This window comes from Nonomuraea typhae, from assembly GCF_009760925.1.
GTDB classification, from domain to species: domain Bacteria; phylum Actinomycetota; class Actinomycetes; order Streptosporangiales; family Streptosporangiaceae; genus Nonomuraea; species Nonomuraea typhae.
In genome coordinates this window covers 1-24,469 of the sequence record NZ_VRLV01000018.1, presented here as the reverse complement: position 1 = coordinate 24,469, position 24,469 = coordinate 1, and the positions used below count along the sequence as shown (strand labels likewise).

Here is a 24,469-nt window from a genome sequence, read left to right as displayed (position 1 = left end):
TGGGGAACAGTGTGCGCAAGGGCGAACGGTTGTCAGGGCGGGGGGATGGCGGCGGCGATGCAGTCCAGGACGCGGGCCAGGCCGTGCCGGAACTGCTCGTCGCGGCTCAGGTGGAGCTGGCGGGCCTCCGTCACGATCTTGGTGAAGATCGGGTAGTCGCCGCTTCCGACCAGCTGCTCGATGTAGGGGGAGCTGCGCGCCATCCACTGCGACTCGCTCAGCCCGCTGCGGCGCACCTCCCCGGCCGAGCTGATCTCCTCGCGGACGGCGCCCTCGACGTAGCTGTTCAGCATGGCCGTCAGGCCGAGGTTCTCGTCGATGGAGACGAAGGGGTCCAGCGCCCCCATCAGCGCTTCGATCAGGCGCAGCTGGTTGGGGCCGAAGCTGGGCAGCGAGCGCTGCACGCCGGCGATCCAGGGGTGCCTCAGCCACATGGCCCGCAGCCCGCCGGCGTAGCGGGTCAGGTCGGCGCGCCACTCGCCCGAGGGCATGCCCGTGACGTCGATCTCGCCCATGAGCCGGTCGGCCATGAGCTCGACCAGGTTGTCGCGGCTGGGGACGTAGCGGTAGAGCGACATCGCGCCCGCGCCGATCTCGGCGGCGATGCGCCGCATGGTGGCGGCCTCCAGCCCCTCGGCGTCGGCGATCCGGATCGCCGCCTCGGTGATCTGCGCGCGGCTGTAGGCCGGCCTGGGCCCCCGGGCCGGGCGCTCGGGCCGCATCCAGATGTTCACGTATTCGGCGTCGGTCACCGGCGCACCTCCCACTTGCGTACATAGTACCCAGTAATTTAACCTGGCCGCCATAAAGCGCGTACAACGTACCCAGTGGAGGGGTAGACGATGGAACCGATCGTGGTCGCCGAGGGGCTGCACAAGTCCTTCGGCGACACCCACGCCCTGCGCGGCCTGGACCTGAGCATCCCCGCGGGCACCGTCTGCGGCGTGCTCGGCCCCAACGGCGCCGGCAAGACGAGCGCGGTGCGCATCCTGGCGACCCTGTCCGACCCCGACGCCGGGCACGCCCGGATCGCCGGATACGACGTCGTCGGCCAGGCGGGCAAGGTACGGGAGCGGATCGGGCTGGCGGGCCAGTACGCCGCCGTGGACGACAAGCTCACCGGCCGCGGCAACCTGCGCATGTTCGGGCGCCTGTCCCACCTGTCGCGGCGCCGGGCGCGGCTGCGGGCCGATGAGCTGCTGGAGCGCTTCGGCCTGATGGAGGCCGCCGACCGGCAGGTCGCCGGCTACTCCGGCGGCATGCGGCGCCGCCTCGACCTGATCGCCTGCCTCATCCTGCGCCCCGAGGTGCTCTTCCTGGACGAGCCGACCACCGGCCTGGACCCGCGCAGCCGCGGCGAGATCTGGGACAGCGTCCGCGAGCTGGTGGCCGAGGGCACCACGGTGCTGCTGACCACGCAGTACCTGGACGAGGCCGACCGGCTGGCCGACGACATCGCCGTCATCGACCACGGCCGGGTGATCGCCACCGGCACCCCCGACGAGCTGAAGGCCACGATCGGCGACCGCCTCGACGTGGTCGTCGAAGACCCCGCCGCGCTGCGCCCGGCCGCCGGCGTGCTCAGCGCCCTGGCCGGGACCGATCCCGCGGCCACGGACGAGGGCCTGCTCAGCGTCGCCCTGCCCGGCGGCGGCCCGCGGCTGGCCGACATCGTGCGCGAGCTCGACCGCGCCGGGGTCGCCGCGGCCGACGTACGGCTGCGCCGCCCCACCCTGGACGAGGTGTTCCTGCGCCTGACCGACCGGAAGGAGCCCGTGCGATGAGCGCCTACACCCGCCTGCGCTGGACGCTGGCCGACGGGCTGACCCTGGTCGGCCGCGAGCTGGGCCGGCTGCGGCAAGAACCCGGCCAGCTCGCCGGGGCGCTGATCTTCCCGGCCATCATGGTGGTGCTGTTCGGCTACGTCTTCGGCAGCGCGATCCAGGTGCCGGGCGGCGGCGACTACCGCGAGTACCTCATGCCCGGCCTGTTCGCGATGGTGACCTTCTCCTCGGTGGCGGGGGTCATGACGCGGATGGCCGGCGACGCCTCCCGCGGGGTGATGGACCGCTTCCGCTCCATGCCGATGGCGCGCCTGGCGGTGCCGTTCGGGCAAAGCGGCGCCGACCTGCTGACCGGCCTGCTGATGCTGGCCATCATGGTGGGCGCGGGCCTGCTGGTGGGCTGGCAGCCGCACCGCGGCCCGATCCCCGCGGCCCAGGCGTTCCTGCTGATGATCGTGCTGCGGTACGCGCTGAGCTGGGTGGGGGTGTACGTGGGCCTGGCGGTGAAGAACGACCAGGTCGCCGACACGCTGGTGCCGCTGTTCCTGCCGTTCACGATGCTGTCGAACGCGTTCGTCCCGACCGGGGGCATGCCGGCCTGGCTGCGCTTGCTGGCCGACTGGAACCCGGTCAGCGCGCTGACCGCCGCCTGCCGGCAGCTGTTCGGCAACCCGGGCGGCCCCTCCGGGCCGGTGGCCTGGCCGCTGGCGCACCCGGTGGCCGCCGTCCTGCTGTGGTCGGCCGTGCTGCTGGCGGTCTTCGTGCCGCTGTCGCTGCGCGCCTACACGCGCGCGGGACGATGATCGGCCGGGAAGAGCGCGAGGCGGCCGTGCTGCGGCTGCAGGAGGCATACGCCGCCGGGCACGTCCCGCACGAGGAGATGGACGGCCTGCTGCACCGGGTGCTGAGCGCCACCACGCGCGGCGAGCTCACCGCGGCGCTGGCCGCACTCCCGGACGAGGGCGCGGCCACGATCACCGCCGTCGGCGGGCGCATCGTGCGGCGCGGCGCCTGGCGGGTGCCGCGCACCCTCACGGTGGCCTCCGCGCTGGGCCGGGTGCGCCTGGACCTGTCGCGGGCGACCATCGACCATCCGGTGGTCGACATCGAACTGCGCCTGGGCACCGGCCGGGCCCGCATCACGCTGCCGCGCGAGGCGATCGTCGACCTGGAGGGGCTCGCGGGCTGGAAGGAGGCCCGCTACCGGCCCCCGCGCCGCGCCGGCGGCGCGGGGCCGCGGATCCGCATCTCCGGCGCCGTGGGGCTGGGCCGGGTGACGATCCGCCACGCCTGGCTTTGACGCCCCGGTTTCAGCGTGGACGCCCCGGTTTCAGCGTGGACGCCCCGGTTTCAGCGTGGGAAGGCCCGGTTTTAGTGTGGGAAGGTCTGGTTTCAGTCCGGGAAGCTGGCGAAGTAGCCGGCGGCCATGTCCTGCGCGCCGTGGCCGCGGGCCTCGGCGCGGCGGAAGCGGGCGCCGGCGGCCTCGGTGAGGTCCACGCTCACCCCGGCCAGGGCGGCGGCCTCGGCGATCAGGCGGGTGGCGGTCTCGGCGTTGCCGACGGTGAAGCTCGGCGTGTAGTCCCCGGCCGCGATCGCGGCGATCTTGGCCTGGGCGAAGGGGCTGTCCATGGGGCCGCCGGTGACGACCTCGGCGAAGCCCGCCGCCGGCACGTCCAGGGCCTTGGCCAGGGCCAGCGCCTCGCCCAGCGCGGAGGTCAGCGAGATCCCGAAGGTGATGACGGCCAGCTTGAGCCGGGTGGCGGCGCCCACCTCGCCCACGTGCACGACCTTGCCGCCCACCGCGTCGAACACCGAGGCCAGGCGCGGATCCCGCGGCCCGGCGGCCAGCACGACCAGCGTCCCGGCCTCGGCGGGCTGGCGGGTGCCCTGCACGGGCGCGTCCACGAAGACCAGGCCGTGCCCGGCGGCCAGGGCGCCGAGCTCGTCCAGGGCGCGCACGCCGACGGTGCTCATCTGCGCCCACACCTGCCCGGCCGACAGCGCGGGCGCGGCCTGGGCCATGGCCTGGGCCACCGCGGGCCCGTCGGCCAGCATGGTGATGATCACGTCGGCTCCGGCGACCGCCTCCGCGGGCGTGCCGGCCACGACGGCGCCATCGGCCTGCAGCGGCAGGGCGCGCTCACGGGTACGGTTCCACACGCTCAGCCGGTGGCCGGTCCTGAGCAGGTTGCGCCCCATGGCGGCACCCATGATCCCGGTGCCCAGCAGTGCGACGGTCGACATGACACCAACTCCTATATTGAACGATCATTACAGATGGGCAGGGCGTCCAGCACCAGATCTGCGACCGCGACCAGGCGCCGCCGGTCGGCCCCGGCCTTGCCCTGCACGCGCAGCCCCTGCACGGCGGTGACGATCAGGTCGGCCAGCGCCGTCACGTCCGCCCCGGGCGCCAGCTCGCCGGCCTCGCGGGCGCGCCGCAGCGCCCCGCTCACCTGCGCGGCCAGCCCGTCCAGGGCCCGGCCGACCACCCGGGCGGCCACCGGGTCGTCGGGCAGGCGCTCGGTCGCGGTGTTGGTGATCAGGCAGCCGCGCCGCTGCGGGTCGGCCGTGGTTGCCTCCACCAGGGAGACCAGCAGCTCGCGCAGCACCTGCCGGATCGGCGCGTCGCGGCCGAGCCGGGCGGCGTTGGCCGCGCCGGAACGCTCGGCGTAGCGCGTCAGCGCCGCCTCATACAGCCCGTCCTTGCTGCCGAATGCGGCATACAACGACCCGCGCCCGACGCCGGTGGCCTCGACCAGGTCCTGGATGGAGGTGGCCGCGTAGCCCTTCCGCCAGAACAGCCCCATGGCCCGCTCGACGACGGCGCCGGTGTCGAATTCCCTCGTCCGCGCCATGCTCCCCACCTTAGCCCAAAAATGGAACGATCAGTCAACAATGCGACGCGGGGGGAGGGGTGCCGGACACCCACCCGGGTGTCCGGCCCCCGTGAGACAAGGAGATCGAGTGCCACACCGCGATCGCTGCGAAGCGGTCTACGACGCCCGCTACCCGGCCATCCATCAGGACGCCGCCCGCCGTACCCGCTCGCCCGACGACACCGCCGAGACCTGCCTCCGCGGCGCCGCGCGCCGGACGGGCTGGAGCACGTGCGCGCGGCCTTCGGTGGCCATCAGAAGGCCGCCGACCACGTCGGCGTCACCATCACCGACCCCGCGGCCGACCGGCGACGTTTCGCGCGGTCGGGGTGAACGTGCGGGTCAAGGCCGTCCCGGTGGCGCCGCAGGAGGCCGGCGCGCTGATCGGCCCGGTCGTGCCCGGCGGCTTCACCCGGAGCGGGAGCATCGGTGTGCAGCCGTGCGCGTCGGCCTTCTGCGGCAAGGTCTGCAGGCCCGCCGACTTCCCCGGCTGGAACGTCCGGGGCTCGCGCCGCCACAGCTCCGGCACCGTCGAGCTGTACGTCCTGCCGGGCCCCGCGCTGGTGGCCGCCCCCGGTGGGACGCCGACTGGCGCCGCGCCGCTACACCAGGCTCAGCTGCGCGGCCCGCGCCGGGGCGGGGGCCGGGGGAGCGGGCGGGCCGAAGCTCAGCCCGTACGGCCGGCACAGCTGGGCGATCTGGCCGAGGATGCGCTGCTCGTAGCCGCAGGCGGGCAGCCCGGCCCGGTCGTAGAGCTCCTCGTAGCGCTCGGCCAGCGCCGGATGCGCCTGCCGCAGCCACGAAAGGTACCAGCGGCGGGTGGCCGGCGGCAGGCGCAGCACGATGGCCTCCACCCCGGCCGCCCCGCTGGCGGCGATGCGGCGCACCGTGGCGGCCAGCTGGTCGGTGGCGTCGCTGAGCAGCGGCAGCACGGGCGCCATCAGCACCCGGCAGGCCACCCCGGCCTCGGTGAGCGCGGCCACGAGTTCCAGGCGGGCCTGCGCGCTGGGCGCGCCCGGCTCCACGGCCCGGCGGATGCGCTCGTCGACGAACGCGATCGAGATCGCCACCTGGGCCCCGGAGGAGGCCAGCAGGGCTGCGTCGCGCAGCACGAGCGGGCTCTTGGTGTAGACGGTGAAGGGGACGGCGGCATCGCGCAGCGCGGTGATGATGCCGGGCATCTGCCGGTAGGTCTGCTCGGCCTGCTGGTAGCAGTCGCCGCTCAGGCCGACGGCCAGCGGCGCGCCGTCCCAGCGGGCCAGCTCCCGGCGCAGCCGCGCCGCGGCGTTGGCCTTGACCACGATGCGGGTGTCGAAGTCGCGCCCGGCGTCCAGGCCCAGCCTGCGGTGGCCGGCGCGGGCGCCGCAGCCCAGGCAGGCGTGCGCGCAGCCGCGGTAGGGCGACACGCTCCACTGCTGGGCGATGCCCGCGGCCGGCGGGACCCGCTCGATCATGGTCTTGGCCTGGGTTTCGTAGAAGCCGTCGCGCAGCACCGAGCGCCGCTCGATCAGCGGCCGGTCCTGGCCTGCCTCCAGCAGCGAAAGCGCGTCCCACTCCACAACTCTCAATGGAACACGCTTTCGACTTGGTGTGCAAGCGCTTCGATCCAATCTCCATCGCTTAAAGTGGTACGCAAGTACCAGTTTTCTGTTGGAAGGTTGGATCCCCCCATGGCCTGGCTCCTGCTCGCTCTCGCCATCGCCGCCGAAGTCCTGGCGACCTCCGCGCTCAAACTCAGCAACGGCTTCAGCCATCTCGGCTGGAGCATCGTGACGGCCGCCGGCTACCTGACCTCTTTCGCCGCCCTCGGCCAAGCCCTGAAACTCCAGCTGGAGATGGGCACCGCCTACGCCGTCTGGGCCGGCGTCGGCACCGCCGCGATCACCGTCATCGGCGCGCTGTTCCTGGGCGAAGGCGTGTCCGCGCTCAAGATCGGCGGTATCGTGCTCATCATCGCCGGAGTCGTCGTCCTCAACCTCGCCGGAGCCCATTGACCAGGCAACCGCAGGCCCGCGCCACCCAGCGCCGCTCCGCCCTGCTGGCGGCGGCCGTCGAGGTGCTGACCGAAGGCGGGTTCGCCGCCCTGACGCACCGCGCCGTCGCCCAGCGGGCCCGCCTGCCGCTGGCCGCCACCACCTACTACTTCGCCTCCCGCGACGAACTGCTGGCCGAGGCATTCAGCCACCTGGTCGAGCGGGAGGTGGCCCACCTGCGCGCCATCGGCCTGGCCGGGCTCGTCGACGACCTGGCCGCCGACGAGCACTCCCGCCAGCAGGGCCTGTGGGAGCTGTACGTGCTGGCCGCCCGCGACCCGGCGCTGCAGGCGATCGCCCGGCGCTGGAGCCAGGCGTGCGCCGAGATCGCCGCCGAGCACCTCGCCCTGCCCGCCGGCCACCCCCGCGCGCGCCTGCTGTACGCCGCCGTCAGCTACCTGTGGCTGGAGCACACCGTCATCGGCCTGCCCCTCGAGGACATGCGCACGCTCGTAGACCTTGCCGTGAAAAACGCCTCGCGTCCCGAATGACCGATGTCTACACTGCGTGGGTGCTCACACCCGGCTACCCGATCACCACCGAGCGGCTGACCCTGCGCCCGTTCACCCCGCAGGACCTGCACGAGCTGCACGCCTACGAGTCGCTGCCCGCGGTGGCCCGCTACCTGTACTGGGAACCACGCGACCTCGACACCACCCGCGCCTTCCTCGACAAGAAGATCGCGCGCACGGCGCTGCACGAGGAGGGCGAGGCGATCGACGTGGCCGTCGTCGACACCGCCAGCGGCCGCCTGGCCGGCAACTGCGTCCTGATCTGGACCAGCAAGCAGCACCGCCAGGGAGAGATCGGCTACGTGCTGCACCCCGACTTCCACGGCCGCGGCTACGCCGCCGAGGCCGCCGCGCAGATGCTGCGCCTGGGCTTCGACGGCCTGGGCCTGCACCGCATCGTCGGCCGCCTGGACGCGCGCAACCACGCCTCGGCCCGTGTCCTGGAGAAACTCGGCATGCGCCGCGAAGCACACCTCATCGACAACGAATACGTCAAAGGCGCCTGGGCCTCGGAGATCGTCTACGCGATGCTGGCCCGCGAATGGCAGCAGCGGTGAGCGACTGGAGCACCCTGTGGGACGCCCGGCCCGGCTGGCTCAACACCGCCAGCTACGGCCTGCCGCCCCGCCTGGCCTACACCGCCCTGGACACCGTCCTGGACCAGTGGCGCCACGGCAGCAGCGACTGGGCGCCCTGGGACGAGAGCGTCACCCGCGCCCGCACCCTGTTCGCCCGCCTGATCGGCGCCCAGCCCGCCGACGTCACGGTCAGCTCCACCGCCTCCCACATCGTCTCCGCCATCGCCACCGCCCTGCCCGCCGACGCCACCGTCCTGGTGCCCGACATCGAGTTCACCAGCAACGTCTTCCCCTGGGCCGTGGCCGCCCGCGTCCGCACCGCCCCCGCCGAACGCCTGGCCGAGCACATCACCCCCGGCATCAGCGCGGTCGCCTTCAGCCTCGTGCAGTCGGCCACCGGCCACGTCACCGACCCGGCCCCCATCGTCGAGGCCGCCCGCGCCCGCGGCTGCCTGGTCATCGCCGACGCCAGCCAGGCCTGCGGCTGGCTGCCCTTCACCGTCGAGGGCCTGGACGCCGTCGTCTGCGCCGCCTACAAGTGGCTCATGGCCCCGCGCGGCGCCGCCTTCGGCTACCTGTCGCCGCTGCTGCGCGAGCGCATGCGCCCCCTGGCCGCCAACTGGTACGGCGCGGCCGAGCGCGACAGCGGCTACTACGGCATGCCGCTGCGCCTGGCCGACGACGCCCGCGCCTTCGACCTGTCACCGGCCTGGTTCAGCTACGTCGGCGCCGCCCCCGCCCTGGAGGTCGTGCTCACCCTCGGCGTGGCGGCCATCGGCGAGCACAACCTCGCCCTGGCCAACCGGCTGCGCACCGAACTGGGCCGGCCGCCCTCCGACAGCCCCATCGTGTCCCTGGACGCCGACCCCGCCCGCCTGGCCGCCGCCGGCATCCGCGCCGCCGTACGGGCCGGGCGGGCACGGCTGTCCTTCCACGCCTACAACACCCACGCCGACGTCGAGCGCGCGCTGGAGGCGCTGCGATGATCCTTCACCTGGCCTACGCCCGCGACTGGCGCGCGGCCGGGCCCGGCGGCTACCGCGTCTCCACCCGCGGCCGCACCCTGGCCGAGGTCGGCTTCATCCACTGCAGCCGCGACCGGGCCCAGCTGGAGCAGGTCGCCGCCGTCTTCTACGCCGACGTCACCGACGAGCTGCTCGTGCTGGAGATCGACCCCGCCGGCCTGGACGTGCGCGTCGAGGACGGATTCCCGCACCTGTACGGCGCGCTGCCCCTCGCCTCGGTCACCGCCGCCCACCCCTACCGCCGCCCCTGAACCCGGGCGGGCGACCCCTGCCGCCGGCCCGAGGGGCGATCCGCACGCGAGGCGCCTTGGTAGTCTGCGCCCACCACCCCAAAAAATAGGCTTTTGGGAGCGTGCGATGCCCACGGAAGAAATCGCCAACATCCGCGCCGCCATTCTCGCCGGAGAATTTTCGGACGTCGGGAAATTGCCGCTCCCAGCGTATTATCGCGGGATAACGGTCCACGCGGATGAGACCGACATGTTCGCCGGCCTGCCCAGCCGCGACAAGGACCCGCGCAAATCCCTGCACCTGGACGAGGTCGAGCTGCCGCAGCCGGCGCACGGCGAGGCGCTGGTGGCGGTGATGGCCAGCGCGGTCAACTACAACACCGTCTGGAGCGCGCTGTTCGAGCCCGTGCCCACCTTCACCTTCCTGTCGCGCTACGGCCGCAGGTCGGCGCTGGCCGCCCGGCACGACCGGCCCTTCCACGTCATCGGCTCCGACCTGGCCGGCGTGGTGCTGCGCACGGGACCCGGCGTGACGCTGTGGCGGCCCGGCGACCGGGTGGTGGCGCACTGCCTGTCGGTGGAACTGGAGTCCCCCGAAGGCCACGGCGACACGCTGCTCGACCCCGACCAGCGCATCTGGGGCTACGAGACGAACTTCGGCGGCCTGGCGCAGATCGCCCTGGTCAAGGCCAACCAGCTCATGCCCAAGCCCCGGCACCTGACCTGGGAGGAGGCCGCGGCGCCCGGCCTGGTCAACTCCACCGCCTACCGCCAGCTCGTCTCGCGCAACGGCGCGGGCATGAAACTCGGCGACACCGTGCTCATCTGGGGCGCCGCCGGCGGCCTCGGCTCGTGCGCCACGCAACTCGCGCTGGCCGCCGGCGCCACCCCGGTCTGCGTGGTCTCCTCCGCCGCCAAGGCCGAGCTGTGCCGGGCGATGGGAGCCGAGGCGGTCATCGACCGCAGCGCCGAGGACTACACCTTCTGGCGCGATGAGCACACCCACGACGAGCGGGAGTGGCGCCGCTTCGGCAGCCGCATCCGGGAACTGGCCGACGGCGACGTCGACATCGTCTTCGAACACCCCGGCCGCGACACCTTCGGCGCGTCGCTGTATGTCGCGCGCAAGGGCGGCACGATCGTCACCTGCGCCTCGACGACCGGGTTCGTGCACCAATACGACAACCGGCACCTGTGGATGAAGGTCAAACGCATCGTCGGCTCGCACTTCGCCAACTACCGCGAGGCGTGGGAGGCCAACCGCCTGGTGGCCAAGGGCCGCGTCCACCCCACCCTGTCCAGGACCTACCCCCTCGAGGACGTGGCCTGCGCCGTTTACGACGTGCACCAGAATCTGCACCACGGGAAAGTCGGCGTGCTGTGCCTGGCGCCCCGCGACGGACTCGGCGTGGAGGACGAGGAGTCACGCGGACGATGGCTGCCGGACATCAACCGCTTCCGCAGCCGGCCGCCCCGATAACCCGGCACGCCCCCCTCGAATGGACACCGCCATAAGCCCGGATTACTATCGGTCCGGCATTTCATCGGCGTGGCGGGGTGTTATGCATGACGAGCGTGGTGCCCGCATTACATTCCGTCGACCCGCACGTTGCCGACGTTGACACACTCCGGCACGAGGACATTCCGCGCGCCGCCGGAAACCAGGAGCATATAACCCGCCTGGCCGAATCCGGGGCCGGCTTCCCGCCGATTCTCCTGCACCGCGCCACCGTGCGCGTCATCGACGGCATCCACCGCCCGCCGCCCGCCCGCGAGAGGCAGGCCGTGGCCCGGATCGCCCGCCGGCGCGCCGGGAACGCGACGACGTCCGCGCGCAGGCCGGAACAACGCGAGAGTCGCCCGGACAACCCCCTCCGGTTACGCCGCGGATGACGCCGATCGCCTCGCCACCACCCCGAGGGGACCCCGCATGAGGTCTGAGCCGACCATCCCCCTGAGCCCGGCCCAGCGCAGGCTGTGGGCGCTGGCCCAGCTGCGGCCCGGCGACCCCTACGCCGCCGCACCGTTCGCCGTCGAGGTGCGCGGGCCGCTGGAGGTGGCGCTGCTGGGCCGCTGCCTGAACGAGATCGTGCGCCGCCACGCCCCGCTGCGCGCCGGCATCCGGCTGCTGGGCGGCGAACTGGTGCAGCTCATCCGGCCCGCCACGCCGTACGAACTGGAGGTGGCCGACCTCAGCGGGCTGTCGGCGCTCGAGCGCGCCCGCCGCGCCCAGGAGCTGAGCGCCGCGCTCACCCGCCGCCCCTACGACCTGGAGGGCGAGCCGCTGTGGCGGATGCTGCTGCTGCGCCTGGGCGAGGAGCGGCACCGGCTGATCGTGGCCGTCCACCGCATCGTCTTCGACGGCCCCTCGCTGCAGATCTTCATGGACGAGCTGCTGAGCCTGTACGGCGGGCGGCCCCTGCCGGAGCCGGCCGAGGACTACTGCAGCCAGCCCCACCCCCAGGCGGCGGCGTACTGGAGCCGGCGGCTGCGCGGCGCCCCGGCGGCCGTGGACCTGCCGCTGGCCGGCCCGCGCCCGGCCTGGAGCGAGCAGCGCGCGGCCCGCGTCTCGCGCTGGATCTCGCCCGGGGTGCTGGCGCCGCTGCGCGAGCTGGCCAGGAAGCAGCGCGCCACGATGTTCATGGTGCTCAAGGCGGCCTGGGACGTGGTGCTGCGCCAGCACGGCGCCGGCGACGTGCTCGTGGGCGTGAACCTGCCCGGGCGCCGGACGGTGGCGGCCGGCCGGCTCATCGGCTCCTTCGCCCAGCCGGTCGTGCTGCGCAGCGACCTGTCCGGCGGGGCGGGCCTGGAGATGTCCTTCACCGAGCTGCTGGCCGCCGTCCGGCGCGAGGTCCTGGACGCCCACACCTACGGCGAACTGCCGTATGAGCAGGTGCTGCGGGAGCTGAAGGTGGCCTGCGACCCCGGCTGCCGGCCCTTCTTCCAGGTGATGTTCGGCCACCTGCCGCCCGAGCCCGAAGGCCGCGCCGGCGGCGTCGCCTTCGCCGCGGCGAACCTGCGCCTGGAGACCACCCCGGCCGAACTGGAGATCACCCTGGCCGACGCCGAGCGCGGCGCCCTGCAGGCGCACCTGGACTACCGCCTGGAGCTGTTGGAGGAGCACACGGCCGAGCGCATGCTGGCGCGCATGGCCGGCGTGCTGGAGCGCATCGGCCGCGACCCCGCCGCCCGCCTGTCGCACCTGGTGCTGCCGGACGCCGCCGAGAGCGAGCAGGTGCTGCGCCAGTGGAACACCACCCGCGCCCCCTACCCGGCCGAGCGCTGCGTCCACCACCTGGTCAGCCGGCAGGCCGCCCGCACCCCCGGCCGGGTGGCCGCCCGCGCCGGCGCGCACGCCTGGACCTACCGCGAGCTGGAGGAGGCCGCCAACCGCATCGGCCACCACCTGCGCGCGCTCGGCGTCGGCCCGGAAACGCCCGTCGGCGTGTGCCTGCCGCGCTCGCCGCAGCTGCCGGCGGCCATCCTGGGCGTCTTCAAGGCCGGCGGCGTCTGCGTGCCCCTGGACACCCCCGGCGACGCGGCCGCCCCCGCGATCATCCTGGCCGAACCCCGGCACGGGCCGCCGCCGCCCGGCAGGCGGCTGGTCACGCCGCAGGAGGCCGCATCCCGGCCGAGCGGCCCGGTCGACGCGCCGGTCGCGGCGGCCAACGCCGCCTGCGTCCTGCCCGGCTCCGGCGTCGTCCTGGAACACCGCAACCTGACGAACCTGCTCACCTGGGCGCACCGGGAACTGGGGGAGAAGGCGCTGGCCGGCGTGCCGCTGATCAGCCCCCTGACCTGCGGCGCGGCGATGTTCGCCGTCTTGACCACGCTGACCTGCGGCGGCACCGTGCTCATCGCCGACGCCGACGCCGACGCCGACGGCCCGGCCCGCGTCGCCCCCGGCGCCAGCGTGGTGGTGGCGGCGCCGTCGGTGCACGCGGCCCTGCTGAACGACGACGCCCTGCCCGAGTCCGCCCCCATCGTGATCTCCCACGGCGAGCCGCTGCCGCCGCCGGTGCTGGCCCGGCTGTATGCGCGCGAGTCCGTCGACGTCGTCTACAACCTGTACGCCTGCGCCGAGGCCGGCCTGTTCGCGCTGTTCACCATCGTGGCCCCCGGCGAGCCGATCACGGTCGGGCGCCCCATGGACAACACCACCGCCTACGTGCTCGACCCCCTGCTGCGGCCGGTCCCGCCCGGCGTCGCGGGCCTGCTGTACCTGGGCGGCGCCGCGATCAGCCGCGGCTACCTCCACCGCCCCGCCCTGACCGCCGGGCGCTTCGTCGCCGACCCGTTCTCCGCCGAGCCGGGCCGGCGCCTGTATGCCACGGGCGACCTGGCGCGCCACCTTCCCGACGGACGGCTGCAGGTGCTCGGCCGCGCCGGCCGGCAGGTCAGGGTGCGCGGCTGCCGGGTCGAGCTGAGCGAGGTCGAGGCCGCGATCCTGGAGCATCCCGCGGTGGCCGGCGCCTGCGCCATGCTCACCGGCCAGGAGGGCGCCGAGGTGCTGGTGGCGGCCGTCGTGCTGCGCCCCGGCGCGCGGGCGAGGCCGCAGGAGATCCGCGCCGACCTGCGCCGGCGCCTGACCGGCGCCATGGTTCCGGCCCGCCTGGTGCTCGCCGAGCGCCTGCCGCTGCTGCCCAGCGGCCGGCTGGACCGCGCGCGGATCCTGCTGTCGTACGGCGGGCCGCCCGCCCAGCCACCCGGCGCGTCGTCCGGGCTCCAGTCCGAACCGGCTTCCGAACCGGCTTCCGAACCGGCTTCCGAACCGGCTTCCGGGTCGGCTTCGGGGCCGGCTGAGACGGCGGTGAGCGCGGCCTGGGACGAGATCCTGGGCCATCCGGCCGGGCCGGACGAGAACTTCTTCGACGCCGGCGGCACCTCGCTGTCGCTGGTGATGCTGCGCGAACGGCTGCGCCGCGACTTCGGCGCCGACGTGCACGCCGGCGACCTGCTGCGCCATCCGACGGTACGGGAGATGGCCGCCCTGCTCACCGGCGCCTTCCGGCCCGAGCGCCCGCAGACACCGCCGCGCCCGGCCGCCGCGACCCGCTCGCGCCGCCGCGAACGCTGAGCCGGTTTGCCTTCGAGCGCGCTCCAACGCCTACCGTCGCCGCCATGACGACACAGACCTGGATCATCACCGGCGCCTCCCGCGGCCTGGGACGCGCCCTGGCCGAGGCGGCGCTGGCGGCCGGCGACCGGGTGGTGGCCGCCGTGCGCCACCCCGAAAGCATGGCCGGCCTGCACACCGGCGACCTGCTGACGGTGGCCTTCGACGCCCGCGACACCGCCACCGCCCCCGCCCTCATCCAGGCCGCGCTCGAGCGGTTCGGCCGCCTGGACGTGCTGGTCAACAACGCCGGCCGCGCGATCGTCGGCTCCGCCCAGGAGGTGAGCGAGGAGCAGTTGCGCGAGCTGATGGACCTGCACCTGTCTCGAAGTTCGCCCTGGAAGGCTGGGCGGAGTCCCGGGCCGGCGAGGTCGCGCCGTTCGGCGTCCGCGTGATGATCGTCGAGCCCTCGCCCGCCTACCGCGAGGCGCCGACCCCGGTGCGCGCCGACCTGGCCGGAGCAGACGGGCTGCGGGAAGGCGACCCGGCGCGCGCGGCCGCCATCATCGTGGGCCTGGCCCACGCCGCCGAGGTGCCGCTGCGGCTGCCGCTGGGCCGCGAGGCCGTCGAGCGGCTGTCGGGCGCCTACCGGCGCGGCCTGGCCGAGGTCGAGCGGTGGGCCGGGATCGCGCGCAGCGCCGACTTCCCGGGCCTGGCCCCCTCGGCCCGGCCCGTCTAGCGCAAGGGGCGTAGGCTCGCCCGGCATGGCCACCGACGACCTGATGACCCGGCTGCTGGACATCCTCGGCGAGGACGGCCCGCCGCCGATCGAGGTGCTCCACGAGCTGACCCGGCCGGGCCCGGTGCCGCAGCCGCTGACGATCGCCCAGGTCGCCGGCCTGCTCGGCATCACCGCCCACACACTGCGCTACTACGAGCGGGCCGGCCTGGTCACCGTGGCCCGCGACCCGGGCGGGCACCGCGCCTACGACGCCGCGGCGGTGCGGCGCCTGGCCTTCCTGTGCTGATCGAGCATCGCGACACCATCCGGCGCCGCATCCGGGAGCTTGCCCTGTCGCTGGCGGCCGTCGACTACAAGATCGCCACCTATGGGGGTGAGACCGGCCCGGAGGTGCACGAGCCCGGCACCGGCCGGCCCCTACCGGCCGAGTGAGGCCCACAAGGCGCACCGGTGGCGCGCCGGGCCATCCGATACCGCCAGCGTGCGGACGTGCCCGGCGCCCGGCTTCCAGCGGGGCAGGCCGGGGCCGTTGGGGTCACCGGTGGCCGCGAAGCGCGTCCAGTGGCCGATCATCTGCGCGGCCAGGCGGCGCTGGCCGGGCGACAGGGGCCGCTCCACCGCGGCGCCCGGCCCGTCGAACAGGTAGGCCAGCTCTCCGCCGTGGTAGGCGCCCAGCGGGAAGGAGCGGGGTACGGCGAAGCCGGCCGGGCGCGGGGCGGCGCGGTCGGCGAACTCGAACTGATACACCGCCACCTTGCGGGCCAGCTGCCGGTTGCCCAGGCGCGCCGGGCAGCTCCAGGCGCGGTCGGTGGCCACGGCCGCCCAGGCCAGGGACGGCGAGCCGTACGCGCTGACCGGGTAGCGGGCCGCCACCCGGGCGGCGTCGCGGCCGAAGGCGATGCGCAGGAACTGCCGGTAGGTGTTGTCGTCCAGCGGCCGGCCGGGGCCGTCGAAGTACATGGCCGTGAAGTAGCGGGCCTCGTCGGCGGTGCCGCCGGCCATGACCGGCACCCGGTGGATGCGGCCTTGCGCCAGCGCCCGGCCCGGCTCCAGCGGCAGCGCCGGGGTGCCGTGGGCGGGTGCCCAGGTGGCCGGGATCGCCTGTTGGGCGCCCAGTAGCGCCGCGACCGGGGCCTTGCGCAGGCACCGCAGCGCCGCGCCGGTGCAGCCGAGCCGGCCGGCGGCGGCCGCGGCGATGCGCTCGCTCGCCCGGCGCGCGGGCCAGACGGCGTCGCCGCCGGCGGGGTCGATGCCGAGCCGGCGCATGGAGCAGGTGCCGCTCTGGATGATCACCTTGTCGAACAGCCCCGCCGCCCGGGGCGAGGTCAGCTGGGCGCAGGTGCTGAACCCGCCGGCCGACTCGCCGAACAGGGTGACGTTGGCCGCGTCCCCGCCGAACGCCGCGGCGTTGCGCCGTACCCACCTCAGCGCGGCCTGCTGGTCCAGCAGGCCGAACGCGCCCGAGCCCGCCAGGTGCGGGTGGCCGAGGAAGCCGAAGATGCCCAGCCGGTAGTTGACGGTCACGACCATCGCGCCCGCCCGCGCGAGCCGCCCGGCGTCGTAGTCGCCGCCGGCGCCCTGGGTGAAGCCGCCGCCGTGCAGCCACACCATGACCGGCAGCCCCCGCGCGGACCGCTGCGCCTTGTCCGGCGTGGTGATGTTGAGGTAGAGGCAGTCCTCGGCGGCGCTGGCCGGGTTGGAGTCGGCCGGATTGGCGTTCTGGGCGCAGCGCACCGCCGGGCCGGAGGCGTCCCTGACCCCCTTCCACGCCCGGGCGGGCCGGGGCGGCCGCCAGCGCAGGTCCCCGGTCGGGGCAGCGGCGTACGGGATGGCGGTGAATCGCCGCAGGCCGTCGGCGGAGGCCACCCCCGCGACCGCGCCGGCGCCGGTGCGCACGACGGGCCGCGCCGTACCGCCCGAATCGTGTGCGGCCGATCGTGCAGCCTGCACGGCCGCGCCGTACGTGGCGTGCGCGGGTGTGGCGTGCGCGGGTGTGGCGTGCGCGGGTGTGGCGTGCGCGGGTGTGGCGTGCGCTGCGGGGACGGCCAGGCTCAGCGTCAGCGTGAGCGGGCCGATCGCGGCTGCCGTCGCCTTGAGGCGGCGGCCGGTGGTGCGGCCGGTGGGCGCGCTCATCGGCGCACCGTCCGATACAGCGCCGCCAGCAGGGCCAGGGCCCCGATCGCGCCGATGACCAGGTCGGCCCAGCCCGGCACGCCGGCGGCGCGCAGCAGCGCGGCGATGCCGAAGCTGGTGCCCCAGCGCGCCTCGGTGATCGCCGAGCCGAATCCCTGGACCGCGAACAGGACTCCGGCCAGCCACAACGCCTTGACGGCCGTGCGGGGCGGGGTGGTGAGACGGTTCACGTGGACGTCCCTCTCCTTCGTTCCGATGCGTACGCATCAAATAAACCGGATTCCTTGATACGATGCAAACGCATCACAACGAGCCCGGGGGAGGAGCCTCATGCCCAAGCAGGTCGACTACGAGACCCGCCGCCGCCACATCGCCGAAGCGGTCTGCGACCTCATCGAGCGCCACGGCCCCGAAGGCGCCACCCTGCGCGAGGTGGCCGAACAGGCGGGCGTGTCCATGGGCGCGGTACAGCGCTGCTTCGCCACCAAGGAGGAGATGCTCGTCTTCGCCCTGCGCCACGTCACCGAACGCATCACCGAACACGGCAAAGCCGACATCGCCGCCTCCGGCACCGGCCAATCGGCCGCCACCCTGCTCACCGCCACCCTGCGCTCCATCACGCTCGTCGAAGCCCACCAGCGGCGCGACGCCGCCATCCTGGCCGCCTTCACCGCCCACGCCGCCGCCACGCCGTCCCTGGCCGCCGTCCTGCGCCAGGCCCACGCCCAGACCCGCGCCCTGCTGGTGTGGCTGATCCGCTACGGCCAGCAGACCCGCGAGTTCCGCACCGGCCTGGACGCCGAGCAGGCAGCCGACACCCTCCTGCCGCTGGCCGAAGGACTGACCGCCCTGGCCCTGGTCGGCCACCACGGCGCCACCCCCGCCCACGCCACCCTCAGGCGCCACGTCAACGCCCTGCTCGGCGACGGCTGAGCACCCGGCGGCGTACGATGCGCAGGTGAGCAGCAGATCCACCGAGGCCCAGCACCTGCGCGACCTCGCGCTGCTGCGCCGGGTCCGCGACCGCATCGACCGCGAATACGCCCAGCCCCTCGACGTGCAGGCGCTGGCCCGCGGCGCCAACATGTCCGCCGGCCACCTCAGCCGCCAGTTCCGCGCCGCCTACGGCGAATCGCCCTACAGCTACCTGATGACCCGCCGCATCGAGCGCGCCATGGCACTGCTGCGCCGCGGCGACCTCAGCGTCACCGACGTCTGCTTCGCCGTCGGCTGCTCCTCCCTGGGCACCTTCAGCACCCGCTTCACCGAGCTGGTCGGCATGCCCCCCAGCGCCTACCGCCGCCGCACCGCCCAAGCCGGCGCCGAGATGCCCGCGTGCGTGGCCAAACGCGTCACCCGACCGGTCAGGAATTGACCAGACCCATCAGGATTCAAGAAGCGCCACCCATGCCACCACAATTAGCCTGACCGGCATGAACATCCGCATTCACGCCAGCTTCCTGCCCCACGACGACCCCGAGGCCGCCCTGGCCTTCTACCGCGACACCCTCGGCTTCGAAGTCCGCAACGACGTCGGCTTCGAGGGCCTGCGCTGGATCACCGTCGGTCCGGCCGACCAGCCCGCCACCTCCATCGTGCTCACACCCCCGCTCGCCGACCCCGGCATCACCGACGACGAACGCCGCATGATCATCGAAATGATGGCCAAAGGCACCTACGCCGGCATCGTCCTGGCCACCGCCGACCTCGACGCCACCTTCGCCAAACTGCAGGCCGGCGACGCCGAAGTCGTCCAGGAACCCACCGACCAGCCCTACGGCGTACGCGACTGCGCCTTCCGCGACCCGGCGGGCAACCTCATCCGCATCGAGGAAATCCGCTGAGCACCCGGACGCGACCACCGCCGCCGCTCAGGTAGACAGAAACCGTTGCCGCCCAACCCGAACCAACCGGGCATACTGGACGCGTTTTTCCGGACCCGCCAGGCGGCACCGCCCCACAGATGGAGACAGCATGAGCAAGGCCGAAACCCCGGGCACGCAGCCGCACGCCGCCGACAGCCACGACCTGATCCGGGTGCACGGCGCCCGCGTCAACAACCTCAAGGACGTCAGCGTCGAACTGCCCAAGCGCCGCCTGACCGTGTTCACCGGCGTGTCCGGCTCCGGCAAGAGCTCCCTGGTCTTCAACACCATCGCCGCCGAATCCCAGCGGATGATCAACGAAACCTACAGCGCCTTCGTCCAGGGCTTCATGCCCACCCTGGCCCGCCCCGACGTCGACGTCCTGGACGGCCTGACCACCGCCATCATCGTCGACCAGCAGCGCATGGGCGCCGACCCCCGCTCCACCGTCGGCACCGCCACCGACGCCAACGCCATGCTGCGCATCCTGTTCAGCCGCCTCGGCCGCCCGCACATCGGCCCCCCGCCCGCCTTCTCCTTCAACACCGCCGCCCGCGTGGCCAGCGGCGCGATGACCATCGACAAGGGCAAGGGCGAGCGCGTCGTCGTACGCAAAGCCGTCTACCACGGCGGCATGTGCGCCCGCTGCGAAGGCCGCGGCACCGTCACCGACTTCGACCTCACCCAGCTCTACGACGACAGCAAATCCCTCAACGAAGGCGCCCTGTCGGTGCCCGGCTACAGCATGGACGGCTGGTACGGCCGCATCTACCGCGGCTGCGGCTTCTTCGACCCCGACAAGCCCATCCGCACCTTCACCAAAAAAGAACTCGACGACCTCCTGCACAAGGAACCCACGAAAATCAAGGTCGAGGGCGTCAACCTCACCTACTCCGGCCTCATCCCGACGATCCAGAAGTCGTTCCTGTCCAAGGACGTCGACGCCATGCAGCCGCACATCCGCGCCTTCGTCGAACGCGTGGTCACCTTCACCTCCTGCCCCGACTGCGGCGGCACCCGCCTGAACGAAGCCGCCCGCTCCTCCAAGATCAAAGGCATCAGCATCGCCGACGCCTGCGCGATGGAGATCCGCGACCTGGCCGCATGGATCCGCGACCTCGACGAACCCACCCTGGCGCCCCTGCTCGGCAAACTCCTGCACAGCCTCGAATCCTTCGTCGAGATCGGCCTGGGCTACCTGTCGCTCGATCGCCCCGCCGGCACCCTGTCCGGCGGCGAGGCCCAGCGCACCAAGATGATCCGCCACCTCGGCTCGGCCCTGACCGACGTCACCTACGTCTTCGACGAACCCACCATCGGCCTGCACCCCCACGACATCCAGCGGATGAACGACCTGCTGCTGCGCCTGCGCGACAAGGGCAACACCGTCCTGGTCGTCGAGCACAAACCCGAAGCGATCGCGATCGCCGACCACATCGTCGACCTCGGCCCCCACGCCGGTACGGCCGGCGGCACCATCTGCTACGAAGGCACCCTCCAGGGACTGCGCGCCAGCGGCACCATCACCGGCCGTCACCTCGACGACCGCGCCACCCTCAAACCCGCCACCCGCACCCCCACCGGCACCCTGCAGATCCGCGGCGCCACCCGCCACAACCTCCAGAACGTCGACGTCGACATCCCGCTCGGCGTCCTGACCGTCGTCACCGGCGTGGCCGGCTCCGGCAAAAGCTCGCTCATCCACGGCTCCATCCCCGCCTCCGCCGGCGTCATCTCCGTCGACCAGGCCCCCATCCGCGGCTCACGCCGCAGCAACCCGGCCACCTACACCGGCCTGCTGGACCCGATCCGCAAAGCCTTCGCCAAAGCCAACGGCGTCAAACCCGCCCTGTTCAGCGCCAACTCCGAAGGCGCCTGCCCGGCCTGCAACGGCGCCGGCGTCATCTACGTCGACCTGGGCATCATGGCCGACTCCGCCACCACCTGCGAGGACTGCGACGGCAAGCGCTTCGACGCCTCCGTCCTGAACTACCACTTCGGCGGCCGCGACATCAGCGAAGTCCTGACCATGCCGGTCGGCGAGGCCGCCGCCTTCTTCGCCACCGGCGAGGCCCGCATCCCGGCCGCGCACGCCATCCTGCAACGCCTGGCCGAGGTCGGCCTCGGCTACCTCACCATCGGCCAGCCGCTCACCACCCTGTCCGGCGGCGAACGCCAGCGGCTCAAACTGGCCACCCACATGGCCGACAAGGGCGGCGTGTACATCCTCGACGAGCCCACCACCGGCCTGCACCTGGCCGACGTCGAGCAACTGCTCACCCTGCTCGACCGCCTGGTGGAAGCCGGCAAATCGGTCATCGTCATCGAACACCACCAGGCGGTCATGGCCCACGCCGACTGGATCATCGACCTGGGGCCGGGGGCCGGGCACGACGGCGGCCGCGTCATCTTCGAAGGCACCCCCGCCGACCTGGTCGCCGCCCGCTCCACCCTGACCGGCCGGCACCTGGCCGCCTACGTGGGCGCCTGACCGGCCCGCCCCCGATCCGGTGAGAACGGCGATGCCGCTCCCACCGGATCAGACGCAACCGATCACGGGTTGCCGGACCTGCAGATCGCGGAGGTACGGAACTCCACGGAGGCGCCGGCCGCATCCGAAACCACGGCACGGATGGCGTAGCTGAAGGTCGGCTGGCAGCCGATCGCCACGAACCGCTTGTTGTCGAAGGACGGGATGTGGTTGTTGTTGACGAACCAGCGGACCGAGGTCGGCGCCACCCCGCCGCTGAAGGACACCTCGCACAGGAACCGCCGCGCGAGCGCCTCACAGCTGCCGCCGTCGAGAGTCAGGGCCATCGCCGCCGCCGAACCGCTCGACACCGCGGAGGCGGAGGCGGACAGGGCGGCCGGGGACATCAGCAGCCCGGCCGTCAGGAGGGCGGGGAGAGCGATCTTGTACGACGTGCGCATACCTGTCTCCTTGTGGATGATGACGGAACCCGGGGGACGACGCTCCGGCCGGCTCCGTCCAACCGTTGCTCTTCGGTCTTCGCCGGCGCGGCCGTCGCGGATGAGTGTGCCTGAACACACTGTCCTCCCCACAGCCCGGACGCGATAGCCGATCGCGAGACCACCGCGCCACCCGGGAAATGCGTACTCCGGGCCCCTGACCGGCCAGGACGTCCCGGCCGGGCGCAGCCGTACCCCCAGGCCGGGCACGCCGCGCACCAAGATCTTCCCCGACATCGGCTCGGGGAGAATAGTGTGAGGTGGTGGATCGACGCATCTTCGGCCTGGAGAACGAGTACGGCGTCACATGCACCTTCCGGGGTCAGCGCAGGCTGTCGCCGGATGAGGTGGCGCGCTACCTGTTCCGGAGGGTCGTGTCCTGGGGCCGGTCAAGCAACGTCTTCCTCCGTAACGGCGCCCGCCTGTATCTGGACGTGGGCAGCCATCCCGAGTACGCCACCCCCGAGTGCGACAACGTCGTCGAACTCGTCACCCACGACAAGGCCGGCGAGCGCATCCTGGAGGGGCTGCTCGTCGACGCCGAGAAACGCCTGCGCGAGGAGGGCATCGCCGGCGACATCTACCTGTTCAAGAACAACACCGACTCCGCCGGCAACTCCTACGGCTGCCACGAGAACTACTGCGTGAGCCGGCAGGGAGAGTTCGGCCGCCTGGCCGACGTGCTGATCCCGTTCCTGGTGACGCGGCAGATCATCTGCGGCGCCGGCAAGGTGCTGCAGACCCCGCGCGGCGCCGTCTACTGCGTCTCGCAGCGCGCCGAGCACATCTGGGAGGGGGTGTCGTCGGCGACGACCCGGTCCCGGCCGATCATCAACACCCGCGACGAGCCCCACGGCGACGCCGAGCGTTTCCGGCGCCTGCACGTCATCGTGGGCGACTCGAACATGAGCGAGGCCACGATGCTGCTCAAGGTCGGCGCGACCGACCTGGTGCTGCGCATGATCGAGGCGGGCACCGTGATGCGCGACCTGTCGCTGGAGAACCCGATCCGGGCCATCCGCGAGGTCTCCCACGACATGACCGGCCGCCGGCGGGTACGCCTGGCCAACGGGCGGGAGGCGTCCTCGCTGGAGATCCAGCAGGAGTATCTGGGCAAGGCCAAGGACTTCGTCGACCGGCGCGGCGGCGACCCCATCGCCCGGCGGGTGCTGGAGCTGTGGGAGCGCACCCTGCGCGCGGTGGAGACCGGCAACCTCGACCTGGTCAGCCGCGAGATCGACTGGGTGACCAAATACCAGCTCATCGAGCGCTACCGCAAGAAGTACGACCTGCCGCTGTCCTCACCGCGCGTGGCCCAGCTCGACCTGGCCTACCACGACGTGCACCGCAAACGCGGCCTGTTCTACCTGCTGCAAAAGCGCGGCGCGGTGGAACGGGTGACGTCCGACATCCGGATTTTCGAGGCCAAGTCGGTGCCGCCGCAGACCACCCGGGCGCGGCTGCGGGGCGAGTTCATCCGCAAGGCCCAGGAGAAGCGCCGCGACTTCACCGTCGACTGGGTGCACCTCAAACTCAACGACCAGGCGCAGCGCACCGTGCTGTGCAAAGACCCGTTCCGCAGCGTGGACGAGAGAGTGGACAAGCTCATCGCCGGCATGTGACCTGGAGACAAGAGGCCGGCCGGGTACCCGCCCCGCCGGCCTGCCCTCCGGCGCAGCCTCCAGCCAGACCGCCGGCACGGCCACCTACGATCACCCCATGACCGACACCCGCGCCGCCGCCCAGCGCTTCGCCGACACCTGGCAGCACGGCTGGACCCACCACGACGCCGAGGCCATCCTCACCCTGTACGCCGACGACGCCGTCCACACCTCGATGCCCTTCCGCCCACCACACCGCGGGAAAGCCGAAATCGCCGACTACATCCGCAGATCCTTCGCAGAAGAGCACGCCCCCCGCGCCCACTTCGAACCGCCCATCGTGGACGGCGACCGAGCCGCCGTCGAATACCGTGTCACCGACGGCGAGCACACCCTGGCCGGCTGCGTGTTCATCACCTTCGGCCACGACGGCCGCGCCGTACAGACCAGGGACTACTGGCACGAAACCTGACTACACCCGCACCGCACTCGGCACACCCGGAGCCGGGACCGGCGCAGGAGCCGGGGGAGCGGCGCCCACCCGCACGGCCTGCACCGGCGGCTGGGCACGCTCGGCGCACCCACCCTGGCAGTAGCCGTTCGTCACCACCAGCCGCGCCCGGGCGGCGGTGTACGCCTCACGCCCAGACGCTGGCAAAACCCCCTGACAGACCTGGCACAACACATCGTTCCCCACGTGGGTCCCCTTCCGGCCGCGTACCAGATATCCAGAGTAAGCGCGTCAAAACCATCCGAGTCCCCATTTCCACGACTCGTCAAGAAACCTGTAAGAAACGGCATCACCCGCCGGCCCACCCGACGAGCCCCTCAGACCCCCGCCCCGCACCACCCGCCCCACACACCACCACAAACCCACAGAACACCCGCTGTAGCAGGCGAAATCCGCCCCGCCGCCAGCCGACCACACCACCACCGCACCCACCCCGCGAACCCGCCCAGCACCACCCGCATCCCCGACGATCAGTGACCAACCCCACAGTGCCCACCCCCGACCGGGCGCAGCCGGACGCCTGGGGTGACCACACGACGATCCGCAAGGG

At 73.0% G+C, this 24,469-nt stretch carries 30 protein-coding genes; 21 read left to right on the top strand and 9 right to left on the bottom strand.

The features are described 5' to 3' along the window. Positions 1 to 32: 32 nt before the first annotated feature. The gene (locus FVE25_RS44790) at positions 33 to 752 is read right to left on the bottom strand and encodes a TetR/AcrR family transcriptional regulator (RefSeq protein WP_157253636.1); all 720 of its coding nucleotides are present in this window, start codon (positions 750 to 752) and stop codon (positions 33 to 35) included. Between the two features lie 90 nt (positions 753 to 842). On the opposite strand from FVE25_RS44790, the gene FVE25_RS44785 reads away from it, so the two are divergent. Genes FVE25_RS44785 through FVE25_RS44775 form a run of 3 tightly spaced genes read left to right on the top strand, consistent with a single transcriptional unit; the run spans position 843 to position 3,084 of the window. Then, on the top strand, positions 843 to 1,784 hold the full coding sequence (locus tag FVE25_RS44785) for an ATP-binding cassette domain-containing protein (RefSeq protein WP_157253635.1): 942 nt from the start codon (positions 843 to 845) through the stop codon (positions 1,782 to 1,784). Beyond that, positions 1,781 to 2,587 carry an ABC transporter permease gene (locus FVE25_RS44780; RefSeq protein WP_157253634.1) on the top strand — a complete coding sequence of 269 codons (807 nt, stop codon included), beginning with the start codon at positions 1,781 to 1,783 and terminating at the stop codon, positions 2,585 to 2,587. Before FVE25_RS44785 ends, FVE25_RS44780 begins: the two co-directional genes overlap by 4 nt. Next, positions 2,584 to 3,084 (top strand): DUF1707 SHOCT-like domain-containing protein, encoded by a 501-nt coding sequence (locus FVE25_RS44775; protein WP_157253633.1) that lies wholly within the window; start codon positions 2,584 to 2,586, stop codon positions 3,082 to 3,084. Before FVE25_RS44780 ends, FVE25_RS44775 begins: the two co-directional genes overlap by 4 nt. Positions 3,085 to 3,176: 92 nt before the next feature. Here FVE25_RS44775 and FVE25_RS44770 read toward each other — a convergent pair whose 3' ends face one another. The 5 genes from FVE25_RS44770 to FVE25_RS44755 all read right to left on the bottom strand — a co-directional run bounded on the left by FVE25_RS44770 (position 3,177) and on the right by FVE25_RS44755 (position 6,222). After that, entirely contained in the window at positions 3,177 to 4,028 is an 852-nt protein-coding gene (locus tag FVE25_RS44770) for an NAD(P)-dependent oxidoreductase (protein ID WP_157253632.1), read from the bottom strand. Between the two features lie 11 nt (positions 4,029 to 4,039). Beyond that, positions 4,040 to 4,642, bottom strand: a complete 603-nt coding sequence (locus FVE25_RS44765; RefSeq protein ID WP_157253631.1) for a TetR/AcrR family transcriptional regulator — start codon at positions 4,640 to 4,642, stop codon at positions 4,040 to 4,042. A 165-nt stretch (positions 4,643 to 4,807) separates the two neighbouring features. Continuing rightward, positions 4,808 to 4,936, bottom strand: a complete 129-nt coding sequence (locus tag FVE25_RS56600; protein WP_281367972.1) for a hypothetical protein — start codon at positions 4,934 to 4,936, stop codon at positions 4,808 to 4,810. 13 nt (positions 4,937 to 4,949) lie between these two features. Next, entirely contained in the window at positions 4,950 to 5,192 is a 243-nt protein-coding gene (locus FVE25_RS44760; RefSeq protein ID WP_157253630.1) for a hypothetical protein, read from the bottom strand. Positions 5,193 to 5,265: 73 nt separating this feature from the next. Further along, a complete protein-coding gene (locus FVE25_RS44755) occupies positions 5,266 to 6,222 on the bottom strand; it encodes a radical SAM protein (protein ID WP_246268495.1) in 957 nt (318 codons plus the stop codon). A gap of 111 nt (positions 6,223 to 6,333) precedes the next feature. Here FVE25_RS44755 and FVE25_RS44750 point away from each other — a divergent pair, with 111 nt between their 5' ends. The 12 genes from FVE25_RS44750 to FVE25_RS54685 all read left to right on the top strand — a co-directional run bounded on the left by FVE25_RS44750 (position 6,334) and on the right by FVE25_RS54685 (position 15,271). Further along, positions 6,334 to 6,657, top strand: a complete 324-nt coding sequence (locus FVE25_RS44750; protein WP_157253629.1) for a DMT family transporter — start codon at positions 6,334 to 6,336, stop codon at positions 6,655 to 6,657. Next, positions 6,654 to 7,187 carry a TetR/AcrR family transcriptional regulator gene (locus FVE25_RS44745; RefSeq protein ID WP_157253628.1) on the top strand — a complete coding sequence of 178 codons (534 nt, stop codon included), beginning with the start codon at positions 6,654 to 6,656 and terminating at the stop codon, positions 7,185 to 7,187. Before FVE25_RS44750 ends, FVE25_RS44745 begins: the two co-directional genes overlap by 4 nt. Before the next feature lie 20 nt (positions 7,188 to 7,207). Beyond that, positions 7,208 to 7,765, top strand: a complete 558-nt coding sequence (locus FVE25_RS44740) for a GNAT family N-acetyltransferase (protein WP_157253627.1) — start codon at positions 7,208 to 7,210, stop codon at positions 7,763 to 7,765. Next, a complete protein-coding gene (locus FVE25_RS44735; protein ID WP_157253626.1) occupies positions 7,750 to 8,772 on the top strand; it encodes an aminotransferase class V-fold PLP-dependent enzyme in 1,023 nt (340 codons plus the stop codon). Before FVE25_RS44740 ends, FVE25_RS44735 begins: the two co-directional genes overlap by 16 nt. After that, positions 8,769 to 9,062 (top strand): DUF952 domain-containing protein, encoded by a 294-nt coding sequence (locus tag FVE25_RS44730; protein ID WP_157253625.1) that lies wholly within the window; start codon positions 8,769 to 8,771, stop codon positions 9,060 to 9,062. Before FVE25_RS44735 ends, FVE25_RS44730 begins: the two co-directional genes overlap by 4 nt. Positions 9,063 to 9,183: 121 nt before the next feature. Continuing rightward, entirely contained in the window at positions 9,184 to 10,521 is a 1,338-nt protein-coding gene (ccrA, locus tag FVE25_RS44725; RefSeq protein ID WP_425489526.1) for a crotonyl-CoA carboxylase/reductase, read from the top strand. Between the two features lie 86 nt (positions 10,522 to 10,607). Beyond that, entirely contained in the window at positions 10,608 to 10,934 is a 327-nt protein-coding gene (locus FVE25_RS44720; protein WP_157253623.1) for a hypothetical protein, read from the top strand. Positions 10,935 to 10,971: 37 nt separating this feature from the next. Beyond that, positions 10,972 to 14,118 carry a non-ribosomal peptide synthetase gene (locus FVE25_RS44715; protein ID WP_157253622.1) on the top strand — a complete coding sequence of 1,049 codons (3,147 nt, stop codon included), beginning with the start codon at positions 10,972 to 10,974 and terminating at the stop codon, positions 14,116 to 14,118. Positions 14,119 to 14,162: 44 nt separating this feature from the next. Then, positions 14,163 to 14,552 carry an SDR family NAD(P)-dependent oxidoreductase gene (locus FVE25_RS54700; RefSeq protein WP_219825930.1) on the top strand — a complete coding sequence of 130 codons (390 nt, stop codon included), beginning with the start codon at positions 14,163 to 14,165 and terminating at the stop codon, positions 14,550 to 14,552. Next, complete coding sequence (locus FVE25_RS54695; RefSeq protein ID WP_219825929.1) at positions 14,552 to 14,836, top strand: Rossmann-fold NAD(P)-binding domain-containing protein; 285 nt, start codon at positions 14,552 to 14,554, stop codon at positions 14,834 to 14,836. Before FVE25_RS54700 ends, FVE25_RS54695 begins: the two co-directional genes overlap by 1 nt. A 25-nt stretch (positions 14,837 to 14,861) precedes the next feature. Then, on the top strand, positions 14,862 to 15,125 hold the full coding sequence (locus FVE25_RS54690) for a MerR family DNA-binding transcriptional regulator (RefSeq protein ID WP_219825928.1): 264 nt from the start codon (positions 14,862 to 14,864) through the stop codon (positions 15,123 to 15,125). Continuing rightward, positions 15,119 to 15,271, top strand: coding sequence for a MerR family transcriptional regulator (locus FVE25_RS54685; protein ID WP_219825927.1), 153 nt, complete (start codon positions 15,119 to 15,121; stop codon positions 15,269 to 15,271). The genes FVE25_RS54690 and FVE25_RS54685 overlap by 7 nt, the downstream gene beginning before the upstream one ends. Here FVE25_RS54685 and FVE25_RS44700 read toward each other — a convergent pair. Both FVE25_RS44700 and FVE25_RS44695 read right to left on the bottom strand, forming a co-directional pair. Next, complete coding sequence (locus tag FVE25_RS44700; protein ID WP_157253621.1) at positions 15,257 to 16,972, bottom strand: carboxylesterase/lipase family protein; 1,716 nt, start codon at positions 16,970 to 16,972, stop codon at positions 15,257 to 15,259. The two genes, FVE25_RS54685 and FVE25_RS44700, sit on opposite strands and share 15 nt — an antisense overlap. Beyond that, positions 16,969 to 17,202, bottom strand: a complete 234-nt coding sequence (locus tag FVE25_RS44695; protein WP_157253620.1) for a hypothetical protein — start codon at positions 17,200 to 17,202, stop codon at positions 16,969 to 16,971. The genes FVE25_RS44700 and FVE25_RS44695 overlap by 4 nt, the downstream gene beginning before the upstream one ends. 100 nt (positions 17,203 to 17,302) lie before the next feature. Here FVE25_RS44695 and FVE25_RS56595 point away from each other — a divergent pair, with 100 nt between their 5' ends. From FVE25_RS56595 to FVE25_RS44675, 4 genes are all read left to right on the top strand, one after another. Further along, positions 17,303 to 17,905, top strand: coding sequence for a TetR/AcrR family transcriptional regulator (locus FVE25_RS56595; protein ID WP_157253619.1), 603 nt, complete (start codon positions 17,303 to 17,305; stop codon positions 17,903 to 17,905). Positions 17,906 to 17,930: 25 nt separating this feature from the next. Beyond that, the gene (locus FVE25_RS44685) at positions 17,931 to 18,347 is read left to right on the top strand and encodes a helix-turn-helix transcriptional regulator (RefSeq protein ID WP_157253618.1); all 417 of its coding nucleotides are present in this window, start codon (positions 17,931 to 17,933) and stop codon (positions 18,345 to 18,347) included. Positions 18,348 to 18,405: 58 nt separating this feature from the next. Continuing rightward, entirely contained in the window at positions 18,406 to 18,816 is a 411-nt protein-coding gene (locus tag FVE25_RS44680; RefSeq protein ID WP_181019915.1) for a VOC family protein, read from the top strand. Between the two features lie 130 nt (positions 18,817 to 18,946). Beyond that, positions 18,947 to 21,328, top strand: coding sequence for an ATP-binding cassette domain-containing protein (locus tag FVE25_RS44675; RefSeq protein ID WP_157253617.1), 2,382 nt, complete (start codon positions 18,947 to 18,949; stop codon positions 21,326 to 21,328). A gap of 62 nt (positions 21,329 to 21,390) precedes the next feature. Here FVE25_RS44675 and FVE25_RS44670 read toward each other — a convergent pair whose 3' ends face one another. Beyond that, complete coding sequence (locus tag FVE25_RS44670; RefSeq protein WP_157253616.1) at positions 21,391 to 21,768, bottom strand: hypothetical protein; 378 nt, start codon at positions 21,766 to 21,768, stop codon at positions 21,391 to 21,393. 302 nt (positions 21,769 to 22,070) lie between these two features. Here FVE25_RS44670 and pafA point away from each other — a divergent pair, with 302 nt between their 5' ends. Both pafA and FVE25_RS44660 read left to right on the top strand, forming a co-directional pair. After that, entirely contained in the window at positions 22,071 to 23,429 is a 1,359-nt protein-coding gene (pafA, locus tag FVE25_RS44665) for a Pup--protein ligase (RefSeq protein WP_157253615.1), read from the top strand. 97 nt (positions 23,430 to 23,526) lie between these two features. Next, the gene (locus FVE25_RS44660) at positions 23,527 to 23,880 is read left to right on the top strand and encodes a nuclear transport factor 2 family protein (RefSeq protein ID WP_157253614.1); all 354 of its coding nucleotides are present in this window, start codon (positions 23,527 to 23,529) and stop codon (positions 23,878 to 23,880) included. The last annotated feature ends 589 nt before the right edge of the window (positions 23,881 to 24,469 follow it).